Source organism: Agromyces sp. NPDC029043 (assembly GCF_055564615.1).
The window spans coordinates 58,939-83,079 of record NZ_JBVHVX010000012.1; the positions used below are offsets into that span (position 1 = coordinate 58,939).

Annotated in this window: 24 protein-coding genes; 8 read left to right on the plus strand and 16 right to left on the minus strand. The window is 67.6% G+C overall.

The window, feature by feature from the left end:
• The first annotated feature begins 180 nt into the window (after window positions 1-180).
• Window positions 181-864, plus strand: coding sequence for a hypothetical protein (locus ACZ4TW_RS15145; RefSeq protein WP_465543804.1), 684 nt, complete (start codon window positions 181-183; stop codon window positions 862-864).
• 44 nt (window positions 865-908) lie between these two features.
• Window positions 909-1,502 carry a class F sortase gene (locus ACZ4TW_RS15150; RefSeq protein ID WP_465543806.1) on the plus strand — a complete coding sequence of 198 codons (594 nt, stop codon included), beginning with the start codon at window positions 909-911 and terminating at the stop codon, window positions 1,500-1,502.
• A gap of 80 nt (window positions 1,503-1,582) precedes the next feature.
• Here the strand turns inward: ACZ4TW_RS15150 and ACZ4TW_RS15155 are convergent, their stop codons facing one another.
• The 6 genes from ACZ4TW_RS15155 to ACZ4TW_RS15180 form a co-directional block, all read right to left on the minus strand.
• The gene (locus ACZ4TW_RS15155) at window positions 1,583-2,797 is read right to left on the minus strand and encodes an MFS transporter (RefSeq protein ID WP_465543807.1); all 1,215 of its coding nucleotides are present in this window, start codon (window positions 2,795-2,797) and stop codon (window positions 1,583-1,585) included.
• Window positions 2,798-2,802: 5 nt separating this feature from the next.
• The gene (locus ACZ4TW_RS15160; protein WP_465543809.1) at window positions 2,803-4,077 is read right to left on the minus strand and encodes an aminotransferase class III-fold pyridoxal phosphate-dependent enzyme; all 1,275 of its coding nucleotides are present in this window, start codon (window positions 4,075-4,077) and stop codon (window positions 2,803-2,805) included.
• Window positions 4,078-4,081: 4 nt separating this feature from the next.
• On the minus strand, window positions 4,082-4,798 hold the full coding sequence (locus tag ACZ4TW_RS15165; RefSeq protein ID WP_465543811.1) for a hypothetical protein: 717 nt from the start codon (window positions 4,796-4,798) through the stop codon (window positions 4,082-4,084).
• Between the two features lie 62 nt (window positions 4,799-4,860).
• Entirely contained in the window at window positions 4,861-5,469 is a 609-nt protein-coding gene (locus tag ACZ4TW_RS15170; RefSeq protein WP_465543813.1) for a TetR/AcrR family transcriptional regulator, read from the minus strand.
• A 155-nt stretch (window positions 5,470-5,624) separates the two neighbouring features.
• Window positions 5,625-6,527, minus strand: coding sequence for an SGNH/GDSL hydrolase family protein (locus tag ACZ4TW_RS15175; RefSeq protein WP_465543815.1), 903 nt, complete (start codon window positions 6,525-6,527; stop codon window positions 5,625-5,627).
• Between the two features lie 11 nt (window positions 6,528-6,538).
• On the minus strand, window positions 6,539-7,162 hold the full coding sequence (locus ACZ4TW_RS15180) for a TetR/AcrR family transcriptional regulator (RefSeq protein WP_465543817.1): 624 nt from the start codon (window positions 7,160-7,162) through the stop codon (window positions 6,539-6,541).
• A 180-nt stretch (window positions 7,163-7,342) separates the two neighbouring features.
• On the opposite strand from ACZ4TW_RS15180, the gene ACZ4TW_RS15185 reads away from it, so the two are divergent.
• Entirely contained in the window at window positions 7,343-8,176 is an 834-nt protein-coding gene (locus tag ACZ4TW_RS15185; protein WP_465543819.1) for an oxygenase MpaB family protein, read from the plus strand.
• Window positions 8,133-8,594 carry a hypothetical protein gene (locus tag ACZ4TW_RS15190; protein ID WP_465543820.1) on the plus strand — a complete coding sequence of 154 codons (462 nt, stop codon included), beginning with the start codon at window positions 8,133-8,135 and terminating at the stop codon, window positions 8,592-8,594. The genes ACZ4TW_RS15185 and ACZ4TW_RS15190 overlap by 44 nt, the downstream gene beginning before the upstream one ends.
• Before the next feature lie 9 nt (window positions 8,595-8,603).
• On the opposite strand, the gene ACZ4TW_RS15195 is transcribed toward ACZ4TW_RS15190, so the two are convergent.
• From ACZ4TW_RS15195 to ACZ4TW_RS15215, 5 genes are all read right to left on the minus strand, one after another.
• On the minus strand, window positions 8,604-9,767 hold the full coding sequence (locus tag ACZ4TW_RS15195; protein ID WP_465543822.1) for an acyl-CoA dehydrogenase: 1,164 nt from the start codon (window positions 9,765-9,767) through the stop codon (window positions 8,604-8,606).
• 155 nt (window positions 9,768-9,922) lie between these two features.
• Entirely contained in the window at window positions 9,923-10,762 is an 840-nt protein-coding gene (locus ACZ4TW_RS15200) for a helix-turn-helix transcriptional regulator (protein ID WP_465543824.1), read from the minus strand.
• A gap of 35 nt (window positions 10,763-10,797) precedes the next feature.
• Window positions 10,798-11,760, minus strand: coding sequence for an SDR family oxidoreductase (locus tag ACZ4TW_RS15205; protein ID WP_465543826.1), 963 nt, complete (start codon window positions 11,758-11,760; stop codon window positions 10,798-10,800).
• A gap of 131 nt (window positions 11,761-11,891) precedes the next feature.
• A complete protein-coding gene (locus tag ACZ4TW_RS15210; RefSeq protein ID WP_465543828.1) occupies window positions 11,892-12,593 on the minus strand; it encodes a TetR family transcriptional regulator in 702 nt (233 codons plus the stop codon).
• Between the two features lie 54 nt (window positions 12,594-12,647).
• Entirely contained in the window at window positions 12,648-14,237 is a 1,590-nt protein-coding gene (locus ACZ4TW_RS15215; protein ID WP_465543830.1) for an AMP-binding protein, read from the minus strand.
• A 156-nt stretch (window positions 14,238-14,393) separates the two neighbouring features.
• Between ACZ4TW_RS15215 and ACZ4TW_RS15220 the strand changes: the two genes are divergently transcribed.
• The 4 genes from ACZ4TW_RS15220 (at window position 14,394) to ACZ4TW_RS15235 (ending at window position 19,147) form a co-directional block, all read left to right on the plus strand.
• Window positions 14,394-15,299 carry a helix-turn-helix transcriptional regulator gene (locus ACZ4TW_RS15220; RefSeq protein WP_465543832.1) on the plus strand — a complete coding sequence of 302 codons (906 nt, stop codon included), beginning with the start codon at window positions 14,394-14,396 and terminating at the stop codon, window positions 15,297-15,299.
• Between the two features lie 87 nt (window positions 15,300-15,386).
• Window positions 15,387-15,947, plus strand: coding sequence for a hypothetical protein (locus ACZ4TW_RS15225; RefSeq protein ID WP_465543835.1), 561 nt, complete (start codon window positions 15,387-15,389; stop codon window positions 15,945-15,947).
• Between the two features lie 50 nt (window positions 15,948-15,997).
• Window positions 15,998-18,043: an acyl-CoA dehydrogenase family protein gene (locus ACZ4TW_RS15230; RefSeq protein ID WP_465543837.1), complete on the plus strand. Its 2,046-nt coding sequence runs from the start codon at window positions 15,998-16,000 to the stop codon at window positions 18,041-18,043.
• Between the two features lie 225 nt (window positions 18,044-18,268).
• Window positions 18,269-19,147 carry a hypothetical protein gene (locus tag ACZ4TW_RS15235; RefSeq protein ID WP_465543838.1) on the plus strand — a complete coding sequence of 293 codons (879 nt, stop codon included), beginning with the start codon at window positions 18,269-18,271 and terminating at the stop codon, window positions 19,145-19,147.
• Window positions 19,148-19,211: 64 nt separating this feature from the next.
• Here the strand turns inward: ACZ4TW_RS15235 and ACZ4TW_RS15240 are convergent, their stop codons facing one another.
• From ACZ4TW_RS15240 to ACZ4TW_RS15260, 5 genes are all read right to left on the minus strand, one after another.
• Window positions 19,212-19,874, minus strand: a complete 663-nt coding sequence (locus tag ACZ4TW_RS15240; RefSeq protein ID WP_465543840.1) for a hypothetical protein — start codon at window positions 19,872-19,874, stop codon at window positions 19,212-19,214.
• A 59-nt stretch (window positions 19,875-19,933) separates the two neighbouring features.
• Window positions 19,934-20,371: a hypothetical protein gene (locus ACZ4TW_RS15245; protein WP_465543842.1), complete on the minus strand. Its 438-nt coding sequence runs from the start codon at window positions 20,369-20,371 to the stop codon at window positions 19,934-19,936.
• On the minus strand, window positions 20,358-21,230 hold the full coding sequence (locus tag ACZ4TW_RS15250; protein ID WP_465543844.1) for a hypothetical protein: 873 nt from the start codon (window positions 21,228-21,230) through the stop codon (window positions 20,358-20,360). The genes ACZ4TW_RS15245 and ACZ4TW_RS15250 overlap by 14 nt, the downstream gene beginning before the upstream one ends.
• A gap of 101 nt (window positions 21,231-21,331) precedes the next feature.
• Window positions 21,332-22,306 carry a porphobilinogen synthase gene (hemB, locus tag ACZ4TW_RS15255; protein ID WP_465543846.1) on the minus strand — a complete coding sequence of 325 codons (975 nt, stop codon included), beginning with the start codon at window positions 22,304-22,306 and terminating at the stop codon, window positions 21,332-21,334.
• Window positions 22,307-22,365: 59 nt separating this feature from the next.
• Window positions 22,366-24,072: a bifunctional uroporphyrinogen-III C-methyltransferase/uroporphyrinogen-III synthase gene (locus tag ACZ4TW_RS15260; protein WP_465543848.1), complete on the minus strand. Its 1,707-nt coding sequence runs from the start codon at window positions 24,070-24,072 to the stop codon at window positions 22,366-22,368.
• Between the last annotated feature and the right edge of the window lie 69 nt (window positions 24,073-24,141).

The window sequence follows — 24,141 nt, forward strand, 5'->3', positions numbered from 1 at the left end:
ACGGGTGCGGAGACCGGCTCGTCGGGTGCGCATGGCTCCGAGAAGGGTCATCAGGCCGGAGGCGGCGGGAAGCAATCCGACGCCACCGAGGACTGCGTGACGACTCCACCGCCTCCCCCGCCCCCGCCATGCACGTGCGGAAACTCCACTGGCACAACATCTCCGGAGACAACGAAGCCGGTGGTCACGCACACGCCGTCGACCACGCCGGTCGCCGAGACACCGGTGACGTCGGAGGCTCCGCAGCCCGAGACGTCGGCACCCGTGACGACGCCGAAGACCACTACTCCGTCGGTTGAGAGCGAGACGACGAAGCCGGTCGTCGAGGTCGAGACCACGCAACCGGAGACGACCGCGGAGTCGACGACCACAGAAACCACCGAGACACCGAGTACCGAGACCGGGGTGTCGGAGGTTGCCCCGCCGGAGTCGTCGAAGACGACGGAGTCCACGACTCCCGAGGTCGATCAGGTGGCCGAAACCCCTGGCGAGACACCGGATATCACGATCGTCCTGCCGGAGTGGCCGACGATCGAATTGCCCGAGATCACGCTCTCGATCCCGAAGATCGGGTTGCCGCAGGTCGGCCGGGGCGGCTCGCCGATCCCCCAGTCGGGTCCGCAGGGAGAATCGATCGTCGCCCACGATTCACCCGACGGTGACCGCGTGTACGGCTACGTCCCCGCAGGCGGAGAATTCACGCCGCTCGCGTATCGAGATGGCCTGACTTTCCAGACCGGGCGCACCGCGCCGACACTCGGCACCGACGGCGCTCAGCCGTCAGTTGCGCTCGGCGCGTTGGGTTTTCTCGCCGTGATCGGTGGCGGCGCTGTCGCGATCGGCTCGCGGCGTCGGGCCCGCTGACAGCGCCACTCCTGACATATCCACGGCCCGTTGGGGAGAGTTCCGTGAGTGAGCGTTTCGGAGTCGTCGTCACGGCGATTCTCGGTCTGCTGGCCATAACATCGTGTGCCGCAGAGCCGTTCACGCCGGAAGATGACGTGGCGTCGACGCTTCCATCGATAGTCGTCGCATCGAATGTCGCTGTGCCCGCGGCGCCGCCGACGCGCATCGTCGTACCGGCGATTGGGATGAATCGTGCGGTGCGCACGCTTCCGGCGTCGTCGTGTCCGACGATCGACCCACCCACGGTCGACGATCCGTATTGGGTCGAGTGTCGCGGAATGCCGGGCACCGACGCCGACGACACGGTGATCCTTGCCGGCCATGCGGTGGCTGGTGGTCCGGGGGTGTTCAACGCGCTCGGATCGGTGCGGGTGGGCGATCAGGTCGTCGTCGAGTCGGCGTCCGGTCGGCCTGTCTATGTGGTGGATTCTGTTGCCGCCCACTCGAACACATCGGTTCCGGAAGACGCGGGCGTGCAGTCGCCGGTGCCGGGGAGATTGCTTCTCGTGACCTGCAGCGTCGTCGATGCCGGTGTCACGGGAGACAATCTGATCGTCAGCGCGCATCTCATCGGCAGCGAGGCCGCCGGCCCGTAAGTTGCGCCCACTCGGTGCGAGTGCGTGCCCGCTCGGTGCGAGTGCGTGCCCACTCGGTGCGAGTGCGTGCCCACTCGGTGTCAGGTCGGTGCGCTTGCCAGGCCGCGGAGGAGGGGGAGGGCGGCGAGGAGGGCTACTGCCGGCAGGAGGAAGCCGTAGGCGAGGGCGGAGGCGTCGGCGGCGAAGAGTCCGAGGGCGACCGCGCCCACCACCGCTCCGCCGTAGTTGAAGATGTTGACGCGGGCGATCACCTCGTCGCTGCGTACGGGGAGCAACTCCCCTGCCCTGCTGAACGCGACCGGGACGAGGAGGCCTGCCGCGGTTCCTGCCGCGGCGAAGCCCAGGATCGCGGCGCCCGGGAGGTGGACGGCGGCCACGAGGACACAGCCGATCGCCGCGACGACGACACCGACGAATCCGGTGAGGCGTCGGCCCCAGCGGCGCACCATGGGGTCGGCGGCGAGCCGGCCGACGAGGACGACGGCCAGGTAGGCGGCATAGCCGAGCGGTGCGAGCGCCCCGACGGCGCCGAGACCGTCCTGCATGTAGATCGAACTCCAGGCCGAGACAGCGGAATCGACGGTGAATGCCACGAAGATGAGGGCTCCGATCAGCCAGATCCCGGCGCGTGGCAGCGGCACCGTCGACGATCCGTCACCGGTACCCGGGATGCGGGCGGAAACGAAGGGATCGCAGTAACGCCCCGACATCAGAGCCGCGACGATCAGCACGGCGGCCGCACCGCCGAGGGTGATGGTGGGCGGCAGATCGGTGGAGCGAACCGCGGAGGTCACCAGGGCACCGATGATCGCGGCGATGGTGTATCCGGCGTAGAGCTTTCCGAAGACCGGTACCGACGACTTCGCCTGCGCCAGAGCACCTTGCATGTTGCTCGCGGCGTCGACGGCACCCAGGCCGACACCGTAGACGCCGAGTGCCGCGGCGAACACCGGCAACGAGGTCACCGTCGCCGCCACGACGACCGACCCCGCTTGTGCCGCGAAGCCCACCGCGAGCGCCCACCGGCTGCCGGCTCGCACCGCGATGAGGTCGGCGACCATCGAGCCGAGTGCCGCCGCGAAACACATCCCGAGCAGCAGGACGGAGAGAACCGTCTCGCTGAGTCCGACGCGGTCCTTGAACGCCGGAATTGCCGTCGCCAGGGTCGCGTAGCCGAAACCCTGTGCCGCGTAGGCGCCGAGGACCGCGGCGAACACCGAGAACGAGACGCCGCGACGCACACCGGTGGAGCCGAGACCGTCGTCGGATGCCTTCGGCGCGGGTGGACTGGCCACGCCGGTCACCCGTTCCGGATCGCGACGAATGCGTCGTCGGCGATCTCGAGGGTGCGGGTGATGTCCGCCGAGGTCAACGCGGCGTTGATGAAGTGATTGTGATGTGAGGTCAGGAAGACGCCGCGGCGCACACATTCCGCGATCCACCGCTGATGCAGGTCGAGCGAATCGTCGTCGGCGAGGCGGAGGTAGAACAGTGCGGGCTCACCGCTGGCGATGAGCCGATGCCCGTGTGTGGCAGCCAGATCCACCAGCCCGTCGGTGAGTTCGGTACCCAACCTGCGGAACATGGAGGGACCGTCGATCTCTTTCAGTCGCTTGATGGTGGCGATACCCGCGGCGAACGGCACAACACTCATCCAGTAGCTGCCGGTGTAGGTGATCGACGAGACGGACTCCCGGAGTGCGTCGATGCCGCAGAGCGCAGAAACGTTGTAGCCGTTGGCAAGTGCCTTGCAGAAGGTGATGAGGTCTGCCTTGAAGCCGTAAAAGTGATCGGAGCCGGCCAGATCCAGGCGCCACCCCGCACGAACATCGTCGACGATGAGGACGACGCCGTGCTCATCGCACAGTGCCCGTACCTGCTGCCAATATCCCTGTGCGGGCAGCTCGTTGTCGACGAAGTTGCCGTGCTTGTAGGGCTGCGCGATCAGCGCCGCGATCTCGCCACGGTTCTCGCTGAAGATACGACGTAGGTCCGCGATGTCGTTCCACTTCGCCTCGATGTTGCCGAGGACGTCTTGCTCCAGCACACCGGGGTAATCGAGCTTCTGCGCCCACGGGTCGACGCCGTGGTAGTAGCCCTCGAAGAACACGATGCGCTGCCGGGCGGTCGCCGCGCGTGCCGTCATCACGGCGAGGGTGGTGACGTCGCCGCCGTTCTTGGCGAAGAAGGCCCAGTCCGCGCAATCGACTGTGTCGGTGAGGAGTTCGGCGAACTCCACCATGGTGGCACCCGGGATGGAGACCACGTCCTCGTACCTCGCCTGACGCTCCGCGGCTGCCGCGACGACGGGATCGTTGTAGCCCAACACATTCGGGCCGTAGCCGCACATGTAGTCGATGAACTCGTTGCCGTCGAGATCCCAGAAGCGGGTCCCCTCGGCGCGCGCGGAGAACAGCGGGTATGCCGAGCGTGGGATGTAGCACCCCTCACTGGGACCGAGATGCCCGTAGATGCCGCCGGGGATCACCGCGACGGCGCGGTCGAACATGGCGTTGCTCTTGTCGTAGGTGTAGACCGGTGAGGGTGTGCGCGTGGTGTTCTCGGAAATGGTCACTGCTCTACGCCTTCAGGTAGGCCCCGACACGGTCGAGGATTCGGTTGGTGTTGTCGACGAGGGGGATGAAGCCGCTCATGGCGATGCGGCCGTCACAGACACAGGCGAGCGCGCTCTCCCGGCCGGCGAGCACATCGCCGGCCGTGCCGAGATCGGCGAAGCGCAGCCGGGCACGCGGCGGATCGTCGTGATCGTCGACGACGGTCACCCGGTGATCGTTCACGCTCAGTCTCAGCCGGATGTCGTCGCCGGCCTCGATGTCGAGCGTGCCGTCGGGCATATGCGCCGCCGAGAATCGGCCGCTGCGGTCGTGATTGGCGACGACGGCCACCCCCTCGACGGCGACGATGAGTGCGAGTTCGATACTGCGCGCCGCGAATTCGGGATCGGCGAGCCGCTCGTCGGAGGGACGCAGGTAGGTCTCCAGCAGATCCCCGAGCGGCTCGAACACCTGCTTGAGGAACCTCAGCCCGGCCGGGCCGGCGACCGGTATCGGCGCGGCCCCGCCGTCGAGCATGGTGTTCAGATGCGACGACGATGCGAACAGCAGTGTCGGTCCGCGGCCGGCGCCGACCTTGGTGATCGTGGTCGGCGTGAAGCGGTAATGGACGGTGGGCCCGCCGCGGACGCGCAGGGACAGCGTGGTTTCCTCGCGCAGACGGGCCAGGATGGGGCCGGCCTCGGGTGCGATGGAGGCGAGCGCGGGCAGCGCGCCGAGCACGGCGTGGGCGTTGACCTGGGCGAGGACGCCGTCGTCGATGTCGAGAAGCATGAGAGTCGCTTTCAGATGGGCGCTGCCGCGAGCGCGGCGAACGAGGTGGCGAACAGGGCTGCGGTGCGACGCGCGCCGGCGGTATCCCGGTCGGCGAGCCAGGACACGGTCAGGCCGTCGAGCCAGGTGACGAGGTAGCGGGCCAGATCATCGGTCGGCTGCACCCACCGGACGCCCGCCTTCTCGGCGACGTAGGCCAGGCCCTGCGCGGCGGATTCGCGGTAGGTCGCCCACTGTGCGGTCACGGCGTCACGGTCGTGGCGCATCGCGTGGGCGGCCATTTCCAGCAGTGCCAGTTCATGATTCGGCTTGGCTTCGAGTGTGGCGAGATACGCGTCGATCGCGGCGATGATGAGCTTCTCCAGATCGGTACCCTCACCGCCCGACGCGATGTCGGCACCGAGCATCGCCGCCACCCGCTCCTCGTCGGTGACGAACTCGATGACCCCGCGGATCAGCGCATCACGCGAACTGAAGATGTAGTGCAGCGCGCCCAGCGGCATATCCGCCTCGGTGACGATGGCTCGGGTACTCGCGGCAGCGAGCCCGTCACGGGCGATGACCCGAATGGCCGCCTCGATGAGTTCGGTCCGCCGCTGGTCATGTGTCAGGCGACGCATCGGTCGCGACCCTTCATGAGATGACCCCCTCGGTCTCCAGTTGGTCACTCGACCAACGAGGTCTATGGAACGCCTGCCCGGGGCGGCACGCAACCCCTATGGCGAGGATTTACACATCCGACACCTGCGTCCCCGGCTGCTGCCGGCATGACGCGTCACCGCTTCAGGGCGTCGGCAACCTGATCCGCCATGGCCTGCTGACCTGCGGCGTTCGGGTGAGCGGCGGGGCCGAGCGACGACGCGGTGCTGGTCATCGGCTCGATCCAGCGGGTGCCGGCCGGTTCACATGCATCGTGGCCCTCGGAGACGGCGGACATGTCGACGAACTCCACCCCGGTGGCCTGTGCGGCTCGTTGCACGGTGCTGTTGAGCAGCGTCTGCATCTCCCGCACGAACGGCACATCACCCGCGGCCACCCGCATGTCGGGATAGCAGCCGTGCGTCTCGGGCATGATCCACGGATATCCGACGATCAGCACCCGCGCGTTGGGCGCGTGCTCCCGGATCGCCCGCAACGCCGTCACCAGGCTCGGGTAGGTCTTCTCGGTGATCGGCGCGAACAGTTCCGTGCCGTAGCGATCCGTACACGGCGAGCCGGTCGGATCGGCCGACGCCAGTTCTCCGCACAGCCGGATGGTGTCGCCGAAGATCTTGTTGTCGTTACCGCCGAGCATCATCGTGACGAGCGTGGTCTGGGGTCCGAGGGCATCGAGTTGTGGTGGGACGCCATAGTATTGGGAGTCGAAGATGTCCGCGGTGTCCGCGCTGGCGCAGCTCACATCGGTCACAGGCTCATCGAGTCGCTTCGCGATCAGCTGCGCGAAGTTCTTGGACGAGCGGATACACTGGAACGGCGAATTCTCTTGCAGCGGAGCTACTCCCGTTCCCGAGGCGTAGCCGTCGCCGAGGTGGACGTACCGCGCGACCGCAGCGGACGATGTCGACGCAGGACTCGACTCGGACACCTCGACGGCGCCATCACCTCGGGCGCAACCGGCTATTGCGAGCAGCACCCCTACGCCGAGAACGATTGTCCGCCAATCGATGATGCGGCGCATATGGCGGCGGATCATGCGCCCCGCAACGCCCGGAACACCGCGGCACCGGCGACCGCCCCGAGCGATTCGGGGGTCCACCCGGTCCCGCCGAGCAGAGTCCGCACCGCCCCCTCACCCGCGGACACCCACAGTTCGACGAGGACGGGCAGCTTGACCTCGGCGTCGACGGTCCCCCACGCGGCCAGCGTCGGACGCAGCAGTTCGGCGCAGCGTTGCTCGGTGGCCCGGCGCCAGGCGCCGAAGTACTGTGCCACATCAGGATCCGGATGGCCGTACACCAGTCGCCAGGCTTGTGGACGGGCGGCGACCACCTCCAGCATCGCCCGAAACCCCTCGACGAAGACATCGACGTCGGCATCGACGACCCGATCGCGCAGGGCGGCCGCGAGGTGCACGCCGAGGTACTCCTCTTCGCGATCGGTCAAGGCGGCGATGAGACTGACGCGGTCCTCGAAACAGGAGTACACCACGGGGCGGGTGACCTGCAGGCGCTGAGCCACCGCGGCAATGGTGACCGCACCGACCCCTCGTTCGGCGGCGATATCGAGCGCCGCGTCGAGGATCTGCGGGCGTCGGCGGTCGGGACCCAGATGTGCGGCCCGGGTCCGCCGCGTCGCGGTCGAGGCGGGTGTCATGCAGGCCACCGTACACGCGGGTCACTCGGATCGGTGTAGGCCTTGCCCTCTTTGCTACACCTGTGTAGCTTTTTCCTACATTAATGAATAATTCCGGCAATGCCCGACGCCGGCAGCCTCGCGGACGCCTACGAGATGCGGCCGCGACCACGACATTCCCACTCAAGGAGGGACCCATCGATGACTGCAACCCTGACATCCACGCCACCTCAACGGATGCTCACCACACAGGGGTGGCCGTTCGATCACAGGCAACGGCGTGCGGACTACGGATTCTTTGGCCCGGGTTCGCCGAGTTGGCGGGCCTGGTCGGCGCCGACGTCGCTGATCGCCTTCCAGCGCTCGGTCGTGCTGGAGCACTTTGACCCGTTCCTCACGGCTGCTGTCGCCGATCAGGCGGGGATCTACAACGATCCGCGGGGGCGGCTCGACAGCACACTGTCGTACTTTCTGGTCGTCGCACTGGCCGACAGCCGGTCCGCGGTGCAGTCATCGGCACTGTTGCAGAAAGTGCACGCACGGGCAACGGGAATCGAGCCGATCAGCGGGCAGCGGTACAGCGCCAACGATCCCGACTCGCAGTTGTGGATTCACCTGGCCGGATGGCATTCCGTCCTCAAGTGCTACGAGGTCTTCGGCCCCGGTCCGCTCAGCGCCGAGGACGAGGCCCGCTATTGGGCCGAGTGCGCGGTCGCCGCCGAACTCCAGACCTGTCGCGTCGCCGACATTCCCGCCGATCGGGACGGGGTTCGGGAGTACTTCGACCGTATGCGGCCTCGGCTGTGCATGTCCGAGAAGGCCCAGCGCGCAATGCATTACCTGCTCAGGACGCCGAAGTCGACAGGTGGCCCGCAGTTCGCGGCGATGACCCGACTCAACGCTCCCGCCGTGATCGCCACCCTGCCGAAGTGGGATCATTGCCGCCCCGGCGTCTGTCGCCCGACGACCGGCGCCGTCGAATGTCGTACGGGTGCAACAGCTCGCCGACGACAGACTCGCGCGGCGACTGTGTGATGGGTCGTGGCGGCACCCCGGTCTGTGGCTCGCCGTCGGCGCGCTGATCACGTTTCCGCCGCTGTCCTGGGCGACGATCTACCTGAAATACGGCGCGCTCGACGCCGTCGACGTCGTCGGTCCACTGCCGATCACCGGCCTGTCCCTGGGGCTCGTCGCCTCCGCGATGCTCATCTCGCTACCCCGGCGCCACCGCAGGCGTGTCCCGCCGGGGACGCCGATCGCCGCGGAGTTCGGTCCCCACCAACTCGGCGTGCGCCTCGGCGACCGGACGGATCTGCTCTCGACCATGGCCATCAAACGAGTTCGACGACGTGGCGCCACCTACTGCGTCACGTCGTCGAATCGGTTGAGCACGATCGTCATACCCGCCGAACTCGTCCCCGAAGGTATCGCCCGGGAACTGTTGGCGCGGTAGCGAAATCGGTCAGCGCAGCAGCGCGCGGCTCATGACGACGCGCTGGATCTGATTGGTGCCCTCGTAGATCTGGGTGATCTTGGCGTCGCGCATCATGCGCTCGACCGGGAAGTCGCGGGTGTAGCCGGCGCCGCCGAAGAGCTGCACCGCGTCGGTGGTGACCTCCATCGCGACGTCGGAGGCCAGGCACTTCGACGCCGACGAGATGAAACCGAGGTTCTTCTCGCCACGCTCGGCGCGCGCGGCCGAGGTGTAGACCATGAGGCGAGCGGCCTCGACCTTCATCGCCATGTCGGCGATCATGAACTCGACGCCCTGGAAGCTGGCGATCGGCTTGCCGAACTGCTTGCGCTCCTTGACGTATGCGATGGCATTGTCGAGCGCGCCCTGCGCGATGCCGACAGCCTGCGCGCCGATGGTGGGGCGGGTGTGATCGAGGGTCTGCAGGGCGGTCTTGAACCCGGTGCCCGGCTCACCGACGATGCGGTCCTCGGGGATGGTGCAGTCCTCGAAGTACAGTTCGGCGGTGGGTGATCCCTTGATGCCGAGCTTCTTCTCGAGCGGGCCGACGGTGAAGCCCGGATCATCCTTGTGAACCATGAACGCGGAGATGCCGTTGGCCTTGCGCTCCGGATCGGTGACGGCCATGACGGTGTACCAGCTGGACTCGCCGCCATTGGTGATCCAGCACTTGGAGCCGTTGAGCACCCAGTTCGAACCCTCAAGGCGCGCACGGGTTTTCATCGCGGCGGCGTCGGACCCGGCCTCGCGCTCGGAGAGCGCATAGGACGCCATCGCCTCGCCGGAGGCGATCGACGGGAGCACCTGCTTCTTGAGCTCATCGGAGCCGTTGAGGATCAGACCCATGGTGCCGAGCTTGTTGACCGCCGGGATCAGCGAGGCCGACGCGTCGACGCGGGCGACCTCTTCGATGACGATGCACGCGGCGACGGAATCGGCGCCCTGACCGTCGTACTCCTCGGGCACGTGGATCGCGTTGAAGCCCGACGCCACCAGCGCGTCAAGGGCCTCACGCGGGAAGCGCGCCTTCTCGTCCACGTCGGCGGCGTGGGGCAGGATCTCCTTCTCGGAGAGCGCGCGAATGGCCTCACGCAGCGCGACGTGCTCCTCCGGGAGCTGGAAGAGGTCGAAGTCCGGGTTGCCAAAAGCCATGGTCACTCCTCACGAGATGTACGGGGCCACGCGGTGTCTCCGTCGACGCGGCGTCGGACCGCGAGGAGACACTCAGTGTCACCGTGGTGTCGTATTCAATTCTGCACGGCACTCAGTGCCAAGTCAATCGGTGGTGTCCACCCGTGCCGACGAGGTCAGCCTGTCAGGTCGGAGCCGATGACCGACAGCAGTTGCAGTTTCTCGTAACTCTCCGTCCCCGGCGCAGCGGTCAGTACCAGCAGCGTCTGCGACTGATCGGGATCGACCAGCATCTGACACTGCAGTTCCATCACCCCCACCTCGGGATGCTGCAGACGCTTGTCCAGACCGTGTGTGTCGCGGACCTCGTGTGCTTCCCAGTACTCGACGAACTCGGGGCTCTCCGCACGCAGGGCGTCGACGATCTGCCCCGCCCGCGAGCGGGCCCCGTACTTCGCGTAGGCAGCCCGGATGCCTGCGGTGAAGGCACGCGAGTGCAGCGGATGATCGTCGGACGGGTAGACCTCACGCGTCCGCGGATCGGTGAACCAGCGATAGGCGACGCTCGCGCGGTGACCGGTGAACAGGGTCTCGTCACCGAAGAGAGTGCGGGCGAGGGCGGTCTGCGCGAGGGTCTCACCGAGTTCGGTCATGACCTGCGCCGGCGTGTCCGCGAGCCGGTCCAGGATGCGCATCATGGCGGGCGAGACGTGACCGGCGCGCCCGATGCGTGCCGGCGGGGTGTGCCCGGCGAGACGGAACAGATGATCCCGTTCACCCTGGGTCAATCGGAGACCCCGGGCGATGCTCGCGAGCATCTGCTCCGACGGCTGCGGCCCGCGCCGCTGCTCGAGCCTGCTGTAGTAGTCGACCGACATGTCGCACAGCGCGGCGACCTCTTCGCGCCGCAACCCCGAGGTGCGGCGTCGGGAACCGCGACCGATCCCGACGTCCTCGGGTTGCAACGCCTCACGACGACGCCGCAGGAAGTCAGCGAGTTGTGCACGATCCACCATCGCAGTGTCCTTCCTCTCGACGATGGTCCGCAAGGTCAGCCGGGAAATCGCACGCCCGCGAGGTCCTGCGAGAGCTGCCACCCACGCACCGCGTCGTCGACGTCGGTCAGTCGCGAGTACACCGTCTGCTCGGTAGGTGGTCCACCGAGATGCCGAAAGCCGCTGGGCCCATACAGCTTTCCGCCCTCACCGCGGGTCGCGGCCAGGACCGCGGGCAGCGCTGCGGACTCGGGCGTGCCGACCACCCACCCGCGTCGGGACAGCGCACGGATGACACGGACCGCCGGCGTGTCCTTGCGCCTGCCCATCTGCGGCTGCGCGGCAAGCAGATTGGTCGGCGTGACGCCGGGATGGGACAGGTTACCGGTGATGCCCCACCCTCCGGCGATGCTGCGTCGGTTCAGTTCCATGCCGAACAGCCCGAGCAAGATTTTCGACGATGAGTAGGCCTTCATCCCGTCGTAGCTCTTCTCCCAGTTGATGTCGTCCCATGCGACGTCGTTGCGATCAGCGGCGATACTCACCTGGCTCGTCACCGTCGCGGCACCCGCGCGCAGCAGCGGCAGCAGGCGACCGATCAGGGCGACATGACCGATGTGATTGGTGCCCAACTGCAGCTCGAGTCCGTCTGCGGTCTCCTGCCGCGACGGCGGTGTCATGACGCCGGCGTTGTTGATGGCGAAGTGGATGGGGCGACCGTCCGCCAGCAGTTCGTCGGCGAAGGCCTCGACCGACGCCAACGACGACAGGTCCATCGTCGCGACGTCGAGAGCGGCACCGGGAATCTCCTGTTCGATGTGCGCCGCCGCTGCCTTCCCCTTGCCCGGGTTGCGGACCGGCATGATGACCTCCGCGCCGGCTCGTGCGAGGTGGGTGGCTATCTGTACGCCGACGCCGTCACTGGCGCCGGTGACCAGGGCACGCCGTCCGGTGAGATCGGGGACGGTGATGTCGGGGGTGGTGATGTCGGGGGTGGTGATGTCGGGGGTGGCGGGCATGGAGTGCTCCTCGGGTGCAGGGCCGGACGGGCCGCTCGGCGGTCTGCACCCATCGTGATGCTGGTCGGCCGGCGCATTCAGGGCCGGCTCATCCACGGATCGGGAGTCCCCCCATCCGTGGATAGGGGGCGCTACCTCCCGAGTTCATCACCGACGCGGCGCGCGATCTCCTCCACCGATGTTCCCGGCGCGAAGGTGATCACCGCGACCTCACGATCACTCCGGGCTCCCGCGGGACACTCAGTGCCAGGCGCGTCGCTGTGGAAGATCGTGACGAGGCGGGTGAGTTCGGCACGGAGGCGCGGCAGCGTCGCGTCGACGTCGCCGCGCAGCATGGAACGCAGCAGATAGTTGTGGGCCGCGGTGACCGCCGCGGCGAAGGCGACGAGCCGCTCGGGTGTCTCGTCGGGGACGCGGCGTCGCAGGAAGTCCTCGAAGGCTCGCTGATACCGGTACTGCGTCACCAGTTCCCGGTCCCGCAGCGCGGGTACCTCCTGCACGATCCCGAGACGACGAACCGCCAGGTCACGGGTCTGATGAAAATGCTCGAAGACGAGTTCAGCGGCGTCGCAGACGGCCTGCCAGGGGTCGGTGGTGGACTCGGCGAGCCGGTCATCGACCGACGTCAGCAGGGTTTCGTGATCGGCGAAGATCACGTCCTCCTTGGCCCGGAACTGTCGGAAGAAGGTACGTCGCGAGATCCCCGCCGCCGCGGCGATCTGATCGACCGAGGTGGCCTCGTAGCCGTTCTCGGCGAACAGCCGGATGGACTCCGCCACGACGTGCACGCGGAAATCCGCGGAGTCGGTCGTGGTGGTGTCGGTGGTCGTCATGGCATTCAGTATCACCCGAATCGACTCGCCGACGACAACGCACGGCGTGATCGGCTAGGACGACGCGGCCGCATCCTGACGCAACTCGAACTTCAGAACCTTGCCGGTGGGAGTGCGCGGGAGATCCTCGGCGAAGACGATGTCCCGCGGCACCTTGTAACCCGCCAGCAGCTTTCGGGCGTGGGCGATCAATTCGTCGACGGTGAGGGTCGAACCCTGCTGCACCAGCACGTACGCGCGCGGCCGCTCACCCCACTTCTCGTCGGGCACACCGATCACCGCGACGTCGAGGACCGCGTCGTGGCTGACGAGTGCCTGCTCCACCTCGACGGTGGAGATGTTCTCGCCGCCGGAGATGATGATGTCCTTGGCCCGGTCCTTGAGCTGCATGTAGCCGTCGGGATGCATGACGCCGAGGTCACCGGTGTGAAACCAGCCGCCCGCGAACGCCTCGTCGGTCGCGTCGGGATCCTTGAAGTAGCCCGCCATCACGTTATTACCGCGCAGCAGGATCTCGCCGAGCGTCTCGCCGTCGTCCTGGACGTCGACGAGGCCGGGGGCCTCGCGGTCCACCACGCGGACATCCTCGGCCTGCACCATGGCGACGCCCTGCCGGGACAGTTTCACGGCGCGGTCGGCAGCGCTCAGGTCGTCCCAGGCGTCCTGGTACTCGCAGATCGTGTACGGCCCGTACACCTCGGTCAGCCCGTAGACGTGCACCACCGATACCCCGAGCGCCGACAACTGTCCGATGATCGTCGGGGACGGGGGCGCGCCCGCGGTGGTGATCCGGAGCGGCCGGTCGAGCGAATGTGCCTGCGGCGCACCGGCAATCGTCGTACATACGGTGGGAGCACCACACATGTGGGTCACCCCGAGCTCGTCGATGGCGTGCCAGATGGCGTCTGCGCGCACCGCCCGCAGGCAGATATGTGTGCCCGCTGCCTGCGTCACGGCCCACGGCGTGCACCAGCCGTTGCAGTGGAACATGGGCAGCGTCCAGAGGTATCGGGTGGCACCGGTGAACTGATTGTGGAAGGTCTCGCCGAACGAGTTCAGGTACGCACCGCGGTGGGTGTACATGACGCCCTTGGGTTTTCCGGTGGTGCCGGAGGTGTAGTTCAGGGCGATGACCTGATTCTCGTCGTCGACGGTCCACGACCGTTCGGCGTCGATGCCGTCGGCGCGCGCCAGGAAGTCGGCGTAGGACACCAGACCCCGGATAGCAGAATCGCCTGCCGGCGAGCCGAACTCGGGATCGGTGATCTCCACGACCTCGGTCAGCGTCGGCACGTCGTCGACGATGGCGGCGACGGTGTCATGGAACTCGGCGTCGGCGACGAGGATCGTCGACTCGGAGTGATTGAGGATGTAGCTGAGTTCGGGGCCGGCCAGGCGCGAGTTCAGCGCGACGAGCACTCCGCCGGCGAGGGGGACGGCGAAATGCGCGATCAGCATCTCGGGGATGTTCGGCGCGAGATAGGCCACCCGGTCGCCGGGTGCGATGCGGGCGGCGATGACCTGCGCGAGGCGCTGCGTCTCGTCGGCGAACTCTGCGTAGCTGTAGGTCCGTCCGCCGTAGACGATGGCGGTGCGGTCGCCGAACACCTTCGCCGACCGCTCGAGGAATCGGAGCGGGGTCATTTCCGAGCGATTCGGTACGGGCTGCTGCGTCGCCATGGGGATCTCCTGCGTGAATCGTGCCCGTGATGTGGGCTACCTGTGTCGACTTCTCACGCTATGAGTCACACTTGAGGTGGCACCACCCCCGAAATGGGGTAGCCGGGTGAGGAGGTCAGCATGGCGCGCACGCAGTCGGATTCCCTACGCCCCTCCGACGCCGACGCCGTGCGCGCCGAGTTACGCGACGGCCACCGCGCGACGGGCCTCCCGGTGCTGTTCGGTGGGGTCGTCGACGGCACCGATCTGCTGCTGTCGGGATTCGTCGGCACACGCACCGCGATCCTGCGAAATCTGACGATCTGCGCCGAGTGCGGCCTGGGTGGCCGGGCCATCTCCGAACGACGCCCCGGCGCCGTCGCCGATTACGCCAACTCCGCCGAGATCACCCACGAGTACGACGTCGAGGTGGCCGCCGAGGGGGTCGAATCCCTCACTGCCGCACCGGCAGTCGTGAACGGACGGACGCGTGCGGTGATCTACGGCGGTCTGCGCAGCGCGGAAACGATCGGTGACTCGGTCATCACGCGGCTCGTCCTGTCGGCCCGCCGCCTCGCCCGCGAGATCGAGGTGCGCGACGAGGTGGATCGTCGGGTGCAACTCATCTCGAACGCCCGCAGCGAGTATCCCCCCGCCCGCTTCGCACCAGGCGCCGACACCGGGTCCACCGCGACACTGCCGACCGTCGTCGCCGACGGCATCGTGGAGAGTTACGTTGCGCTGCGCGAGATCGCGGCGTCCACCGACGATCCGGTGCTCGCAGCTCAGCTCCATGACATCGAGGTGCGCCTGAGAACGTTGGGGAGCTCCGCGTCGTCGTCGACCGACGTACCGACGCTGTCCGCGCGGGAAAGTGACGTCCTCGCCTATCTCGCGCTCGGATGCAGCAACGCCGAGATCGCCGGGCGGCTCGGGCTGCGCGGCGAGACGGTGAAGAGCTACGTACGCAATCTGATGGCGAAGCTCGACGTCCATAACCGACACGAGGCGGTCGTCGTGGGACGGCGGCTCGGGCTACTGCCCTGATCCGATTCCGCCTCGGCGGGAACATCGCGGTGACGCGGTGCATCCAACCACCGACAGTCATGACCCCGATGTCGGCGGAGGCCCGCGATGTACCCCGACCACAACCCGCCGTCTCAGGCGTACTCGTCGCCGACGAGGTGGTTCAGCGCGCCTGATTACGGTCGGCACGGAACCATCGAGACCCATGCCGTCGCCGATCCCGACATGGCCAATCGCCTCACGCGAGCCGCCCGCCGCGCACCCATCAACCCGGTGATGCTCGCGACCGCGATCCCGGTACTGATCATCGTGACGATTCGCATCATCATCGACCCCGACGCGTCGACGTTCCTGCTCGCGGCGCTGCTGATGGCGAGCACGGCCGTGATGATCCTGATCGTCACCTTCTACATGCCGGCCCGCTGGCGACGATTCCTGACTCCGGGCACACCGCTGACTGCCGAGTTCTCGCCGTCGACGATCTCGGCGAGCTACGGCCAATACCACGTCACCGTCGAGGTGGACACCATCACGCGCGCCATCGCCGACGAGGCGGCGCTCCAGCTGTGGGCGCGGCAGGGACTCTCGCCCGTCAATCTGGTGATCCCGAATGAACTGGTCCCGCCCGACGTGGCGACCGATCTGCTCCGAAGGTTCGGGCGGAGGTGAGTCGTCGCGAATAGGGGCACACGTGCCCGTCGCTTCCGTACGGTGGAAGCATGGCCACGCCTACCGAGACCCCGGCACCTACCGCGACGACCCCGGGCGACATCCCGGATCCACGGACCGCACCAAGCGATGATCTGAGCGCCGACGAGCGCGCACTGCTCGTCGACAATCTGCGATTCGCCCTCGACGGTCGCTGGCGCGGCGTGCGGGACACGGTGCGCGAGAACTCCGATCGCGCCGACCTCCTACCCGATCCCTCACTGACGCTGGAGCAGGCCCGCGCCGGGATGCTGGAGAAGATGCGAGAACTCGCCTCGCATGGTTTCGCGGGCGCGGGATTCGGCGCCGATCACGGCGGTACGGGTGACGTCGGAGCCTCGGTCACGTCGATCGAGATGCTCGGATATGCCGATCTGTCGCTGATGGTGAAGGCGGGTGTGCAGTGGGGACTCTTCGGCGGCGCGGTCGAAAACCTCGGCACCGCAAGGCATCACGAGCGTTACGTCAAGGGCATCATCGATCTGGACATCCTCGGCTGCTTCGCCATGACCGAGACCGGGCACGGCTCCAACGTCCAGGCGCTGGAGACCACCGCGACCTACGACGCCGCGACGCGCGAGTTCGTAATCAATTCGCCGACGCCGTCGTCGCGGAAGGATTACATCGGCGGCGCCGCCGAACATGCCCGTCTAGCAGCAGTTTTCGCCCAGCTGATCACCGCCGGACCCGGTGCCGAACCGGAAAGCCATGGCGTGCACTGTTTTGTGGTGCCGATCCGCGATGAGGACGGTAACGATCTGCCCGGCATCACCACCAGCGACTGCGGTTACAAGGGTGGCCTCGCCGGCGTCGACAACGGGCGCATCATGTTCGATCAGGTACGCATCCCGGCGGAGAATCTACTCAACCGCTATGCAGACGTCGACGCCGACGGCACCTACGTCTCTCCCATCGAGAATCCGAATCGACGATTCTTCACGATGCTCGGCACCTTGATCCGCGGCCGCACGAGCGTGGCCGCCACGGCGAGTGCCGCGGGCCGCAAGGCGCTCACCCTCGCCACGCGATATGGGTTGCTGCGCAAGCAGTTCGAGGCCCCGGATGGCGACGACGAGATCGTGATCCTGGATTACCTCGCGCATCAGCGCAAGCTGCTGCCGCTGATCGCGAAGTCGTATGCGATCCAGTTCGCGCAGAACGAGATCACCTCGGAGTTGCATGACGTGCAGGGCTTGATGGAGGCCGCGGCGGGTAATCCCGACGACAAGCTCGCCGCCCGCCAGCGCGAGTTGGAGAGCACCGTCGCCGGACTCAAGGCATACGCCACCTGGCACGCCTCGAACTCCATCAACGTCTCTCGCGAGGCGTGCGGCGGCGCCGGCTATCTCGACGAGAATCAGCTCGCGATCATCCGCGGTGACATCGACGTCTTCACCACCTTCGAGGGCGACAACACCGTCCTCACGCAGCTACTGGCCAAGGAGCTGCTGTCGGCGTATGCCGATGATGTCCAAGGACTTTCGGCCGGCGGCTGGGTGCGGTTCATCGCCGGGATGGCCCGCGAGGTGGTGGCCGAGAAGACCGCGGTACGTCAGGTGGTGCAGACGCTGCTCGAAGGGTCCGACGAGGACCCCGAGAAGTCGAACCTCACCAACCGTGGCACGCAAATCCGTCTGTTCCGCAATCGGGAGGATCACCTGGTGCGGACCTGCGCGCAGCGCCTGCGGCGCGCGCTCGACGACGACAACGACGCGTTCGAGGTGTTCAACAACGCGCAGGATCACCTGCTGAAGGTGGGTCAGGCGGCCACCGAGCGGATGGTCCTCGAGGCATTCATCGAGGCCATCAACGACTGCGACTCCCGCGCGGCGGCCGAGTTGCTCGGCAAGGTGTGCGATCTGTTCGTGTACTCGGCACTCGAGGCGGATCTGTCGTGGTTCCTGATGCACCGGCACGTCTCGGTGGAACGGGCCAAGGCGATCCGGCGTGGCGTCAACGAGCTGTGCGCGGAACTGCGTCCGCACGCGCGCACCCTGATTGACGCCTTCGGCATCCCGGAGGCACTGCTCCGGGCGCCGATGCTGGATCACGGCTGAGCCGGTTGATGCTGCATCGAACGTCCTGATTTCGCGCGTCATGGCCGCGAAACCGCGCGGAATCGCCCGATTTCAGGACGTTTGATGCAGTAGCGCCGGGGTGGCCGGTGGGTGCTGCGGAGGAATCTTCGGTCGATCTGCCGACGGGGGAACATTTCTACGGGCACGGGGCATCTGACCTCCGTACGCGCCACGACGGCCCCTCGACCCGTAGGAGAAACACTCATGTCGTTCCCCCAGTACCCGAATCGGCCCCAGTTCCCGAATCAGCCCCAGTACCCGAATCAGGCCCAGTTCCCCGGGCGGCCCCCGTTCGCGAATCAGGCGCCGTTCCCGAATCAGGCGTCGTTCGCGAGTCAGGGCACGGCTGCCCCGCAGTTCGCTCCCCAGGGGTTCGCGCCGCAGCGTCCGGTTCCCCAGCAGCGTCCGGTTCCCCAGCAGCCTCCGGTCGAGCAGCAGCGTCCGGTTCCCCAGCAGCCTCCGGTCCAGCAGGCACCCATCTCACAGCAGCCGATCTCCCACCAGCCGGTCTTCCATCAGCCGCAGCAGTTCGGTCAGACGGCGCAGACCTCGTCCATCGCCGACGAGACGGTGGGCGCCCGGATGGGCAAGGCGCTGTTCAAGGCCAAGTTCACCGGCGCGGGGCCGTGGGCCGGCGTGATCGGTACCGCGATCGGCATCTCGGTGGTCCGGTTCTTCGTCGGCTTCCGGTCGAGCGAGGAGTTGTCCGCAGGGGGCCACGCGGTGCGGTTCCTCGTCACCTTCGCCGCGGTATTCGTGTTCGCGCTGATCGTCACCGCGATCATCGCGGCGATCCAGTCGGCCACGCTGCCTGCCAAGTTCCGCAAGCTCGTGCCCGCCGGTGCGCCGATGTCCGCGGAGTTCGCCCCGACGTGGGCAGGTCTGCAGGCGGGCACGATCAACGAGCGAGTCGAGCACTCCGCGATCATCGGCGTACGCATGGTCAACGACATGCTGCTGGTGTTCGTGAAGGGCGCCAAGAAGCCGGTCATCTTCCCCGGTGAACTGCTGCCCTCGCATATCGCCGACGAATACCTGGCCCGGTTCTCGTTCGCGGCCATCGCCGCGGCGAAGAAGAACTGACCGTCTCCGAGTCGCGAGTGAGATCCTCGTCCCGCCTGCCGATACGGCTCGCGGGGCGAGGGTCTCACCCGCGTGTTTCGTCGTCCTCGGTTCGTTGAGCCTCGGCGTGTTGAGCCTTGGATCGTTGAGCCTTGGATCGTCGAGATTCGGGGCGCTGCGGTTGGGTGCGGGGGGGCAACCCGAGTCGGGCGGCGAGATGAGCCTCGGTGAGTTCACGGCGCAGCCCGTCGACATCGCGTGCCCACGCCTGGGCGAGCTTGCCGTCGACGAGTTCGACACCGATCCCCTTTCGACGCCGCGGCACCGCATGCAATTCACCCAGGGCGGGTGCACTCTCCCAGTCCTGAACGGCGGAGCCGTTGTTGGCCGGCAGGATCTCGACGATGTCGGTCAACGGCAGGCGGCGGGTGCCCTGCTCCAGGGTGGTCTCGGTGAGCGTCACGCCGACGTGGCGGCGCGCGGCATAGACCTGCAGCACGGAGAAACCTCCGATGACCACCAGGAAGATCATCAGCACCGGCCAGTGCACCTGGCCGGGACCCAGGATCTCCATCAGCAAGACCGCGCCCACGAGCAACGGACCGATCAGCACCACCAGCCAACTCCCGCCGGACTCATGGAAGAGGATCTCGCCGTCGAGGTCGGGGAGGGACGTGTCCGCACCGCTCGCCTCGGGTGCAATCGGGCCGGCCCCACCCTCGTCGGGCGGACCGTCGTCGGACAGCATGTCGTCGGATGGGGCGTCGTCGACAGGCTTCTTGTCGGACGGGCCGTCGTCGGGGGTGCTCATCGTTTCTTGGGACGTACCTTGCCCGCTGACGGCTTCGGCTTCTCCCCGGTGAACCACTCCTCTGAGTCCGGTCGATAGGAGAGCATCGAGCCGAAGACGCCGATGAGGGCAGCGAGCAGCGGAAACGCGAAAGCCGGACTGAATCCGACACTGAAGAACAGCAGCATCGCGACGACGACCAGGGTCAGCGCCGAGAGCGAGGAACGCCAGCGCGCGTCGCCGGTGTACACCTTGCTCGACATCAGGATGTACGCGATCCCGATCACGGCGACCAGGACGCCGATGCTGACGGGTCCGAAGGTGGGGCCGTCGGTGAGAATGCCACCGATGATGCCGAGCACGCCCAGCGCCACCAGCAACCCGCCGGCGATCAGCCAGCAACGGTAGGCCCAGGTGACGAGCTTCGGGCGGGTGTGTGGATCAGGTCTGGTCACCGTTGTTGCTGCTTCCTTCGTCCGACTCTTCTGCTGATGCCTTGCGGTGCCGGCCGGACGCACTCCCCGACTGGCCGGTGGGCTTCGCCCACAGCGGGACCACCGGAATCGTCTCGGTCGGACGGTCGTCGGTGGGCGCCGCCGGACGCGTCGCGTCGGGTGAGGCCACCGGGCTCGACGCTTCCGTCGATGGCGGAGTCACCGGGCCCGCATGGTGGGAGTGGTGCGGCCCGACCGGGCCGGGGTTGCGCCACGGCGCCGACCCCGGTGCCGGACCGACCATGTGCTGCTGCGGCCCGAAGCCCGCGGAGACGGCGCGCAGTGTCTGCTGCTGACGATTCCGACGGAATTCGGCCATGTCGCGGCAGTAGCGATCGGAGTCGGGGCGCAGCAGCAAGACGGAGGCACCGAGTGCTGCGACGGCGCTCAGGATCAGCGGGATCATCACCCATGTCGGCTCGACGCCGGCGAAGTAGGACAGCACCGTGTTGATCGCGATATAGACGCCGGCGGCGCCCACCACGATCCGCGCCCAGCCGTAACCACGGCGCACGAGCAGCACCATCACCACCGATACCGCCAGCAGGATCAGCCCGACGGCGGTGTAGCTGATGACAAACCCCGTCGTCGACGACAAGGCCTCTACCTGGTCTTTCGGGGCATCTTTGGGTAGTGAGTCGCGCACCTGGCCGGGCCAGGCCCGCAGGGCGGTCGGGCCCTGACCGATGTGGGTCACCAGCCGACCGAGGATGACAACGATCCACAACTCGGTGGCGATGGACACCGAGTCGGCGATCGTGGGCCGAGTCTGCACGCTCCCGGCCTCATCTCCCCGTGGCTGCGGGGTCGGTGCGGACATGGCACAAGGATAAGTGACGCGCCGGTAAGAACGGCTGCCGCGGCCGGACAACGTCGAGGTTCCTCGCTCAGGTTGGTCTGACCGGACTACCGCGAGGGCCCCTACAGGCGCCGAGCGACCTCGGTGGCCCAGTAGGTGAGGATGATCGAGGCGCCGGCCCGGCGGATGGAGATCAGCGACTCGAGGATCGCGGCGTCCCGGTCGATCCAGCCACGTTCGGCGGCCGCGGTGATCATCGCGTACTCGCCGCTGATCTGATACGCGGCGACGGGCACGTCCGCCATCTCGGCGACGTCCCGCACGATGTCGAGGTAACTCATCGCGGGTTTGACCATCACGATGTCGGCGCCCTCGTCGAGATCGAGCCGCACCTCGCGCAGCGCCTCCACCCGATTCGCGGAATCCTGCTGGTAGGTGCGCCGATCGCCGGTCAGGGTAGACCCGACGGCTTCCCGGAACGGACCGTAGAACGCGGACGCGTACTTCGCGGCGTAGGCGAGGATGCCGGTGTCGGTGAACCCCTCGGCGTCGAGGGCGGCGCGGATGGCGGCGACCTGGCCGTCCATCATGCCGCTCGGGCCGAGCAGATGCGCGCCGGCGCGCGCCTGTGCGAGCGCCATGGAGACGTAGCGGTCGAGCGTCGCGTCGTTGTCGACATGTCCGTCCTCGGCGAGGACACCGCAGTGCCCGTGATCGGTGAACTCGTCGAGGCAGGTGTCGGCCATCAGCACCGTCGAGTCACCGAGGTCGTCGGCGAGCACCCGCAACGCGCGGTTGAGCACACCGTCGGGATCGTCGGCGCCGGAGCCGACCGCATCCTTGTCCGCGGGGGCGGGTACACCGAAGAGCATGAGCCCGCCGACCCCGGCCGCGACGGCGTCGGCGGCCGCGGCGCGCAGCGAGTCCATCGTGTGCTGCGCCACGCCGGGCATCGAGGAGATCTCCCGCGGGGCGTCGATGCCGTCGGCGACGAACATCGGCAGCACGAGATTCCTTGGCGCCAGAGTGGTTTCGGCCACCAGCCGACGCATCGACGGTGAGGTACGCAACCTCCGTGGCCGGATCACCGGTGCCATGACGCCTCCTTGCGACGACGACCCTGCGAGCAGTTACCGAACGACACCGCCACGCGCACCTACGAGCGCGAGCGACGCGACTTCTTGCGCGGCGGGGGCAGTGCACCCTCGGCGCGCAGCCGGGCGGCGTGCTCGGCGAGCGCATCGACGAGATCCGGGATGGATGCGGTCTCCGGCTGCACGTCCACGCGCAGGCCGAATTCCGTTGCCGTCTCGGCGGTCTTGGGCCCGATGCATGCAACGATGGTGCGCGCGTGTGGCTTTCCGGCGATACCCACCAGATTGCGCACCGTGGAACTCGAGGTGAAGCAGACCGCGTCGAAGCCGCCGGTCTTGATCATCTCGCGGGTCTCGGCCGGCGGCGGAGCAGCACGCACCGTGCGATAGGCGGTGACGTCGTCGATCTCCCAGCCACGTTCGCGCAGACCCTCGGACAACGTCTCGGTGGCAATGTCGGCGCGCGGCAACAGGATTCGGTTCACCGGGTCGAACACGTCGTCGTAGGGCGGGAAGTCGTCGAGCAGGCCCAGCGAGCTCTGTTCGCCCGAGGGGATCATCTCCGGGTTGATGCCGAAGGCGCGGACCTTCTCCGCGGTGGCCTCGCCGACGCAGGCGATCTTCACACCGGAGAACGCGCGGGCGTCGAGGCCGAACTCGGCGAACTTCTCCCACACCGCACGCACCGCGTTGGTGGAGGTGAACACGACCCACTGGTACCGGCCGTCGACCAAACCCTTGACGGCCCTTTCCATCTGGGCCGGGCTGCGCGGCGGCTCGACGGCGATCGTCGGCACCTCCTTGGGCATGGCGCCGTGGCTGACGAGACGGTCGCTCATGTCGGCGGCCTGCTCCTTGGTGCGCGGCACCAGCACGGTCCAGCCGTAGAGCGCACGCGATTCCCACCACGAGAGCTTGCTGCGCTGGGCGACGACCTTGCCGACCGTCAGGATCAGCGGGCCGGTCAGCGCGTTGCCCTGCTCGTTGAGCGAGGCGAGAGTGGCCTCGATGGTGCGCTGGCTGCAGGTGGTGCCGTTGACGGTGATCGCGACCGGGGTCTGCGGCGCGAGGCCGTGCTCGGTCAGTGCGCTCGCGGTCTCGGCGAGATGCGTCGAGGTGGCGTGTAGGACCAACGGTCCCGGGGCGGCGGCGAGCGCGGCCCAATCGACCTCGCCACGGACGTCGGCCTCGGTGTGGCCGGAGCCCAGCGGCATGCCGGCGTAGCTCGGCACCACGGAGGCGGCGGGCAGACCCGGCAGCACCTCGAAGGCGATCGAGGTGCGGGCCACGGCGTTGACCTCGGCGAGCACCGAGTCGGTGGTGAGCGGGTCACCTGCGACCACGCGGACCACGTCGTCGCCGTTCTTCGCGGCGGCGACCAGAGTCCTGGCGACCTCGGCGGGATCCCCGAGTGCGGGGCGGACGACCTGCTCCTCCTCGGCGGCGTCCTCACCGGTGGTGTCGACGTCGACCGGCGCGACATCCTCGGACGCGTCCTCGGCGCCCGGTGTGGTGGCGGACTGATCGGCAGCAGCAGCAGCGTCGGTCTTCGCCTTGCGCCCGGCGCGCGACGTCGGCTTCTCGTCGACCTCGTCGCGGTGAGCAGCACCGATCAGTTCGACGACCCCTGCCGGTACGTCTGGATCGATATACGCGGTGGTCGCGGTCATGACCACGTTGCGTGCTCGCACGGTCAACAGGTCGGGGTCCCCCGGACCCGATCCGACGAACAGAATCCGTCCCGGACTGGCCTTCTTCGTACGGCTCATGCGTTCGCACTCTCCTGCCCTGATATCAGGGCTGCAGTTCCCTTCTGCTGCAGGAGATGGGTCCTCGCG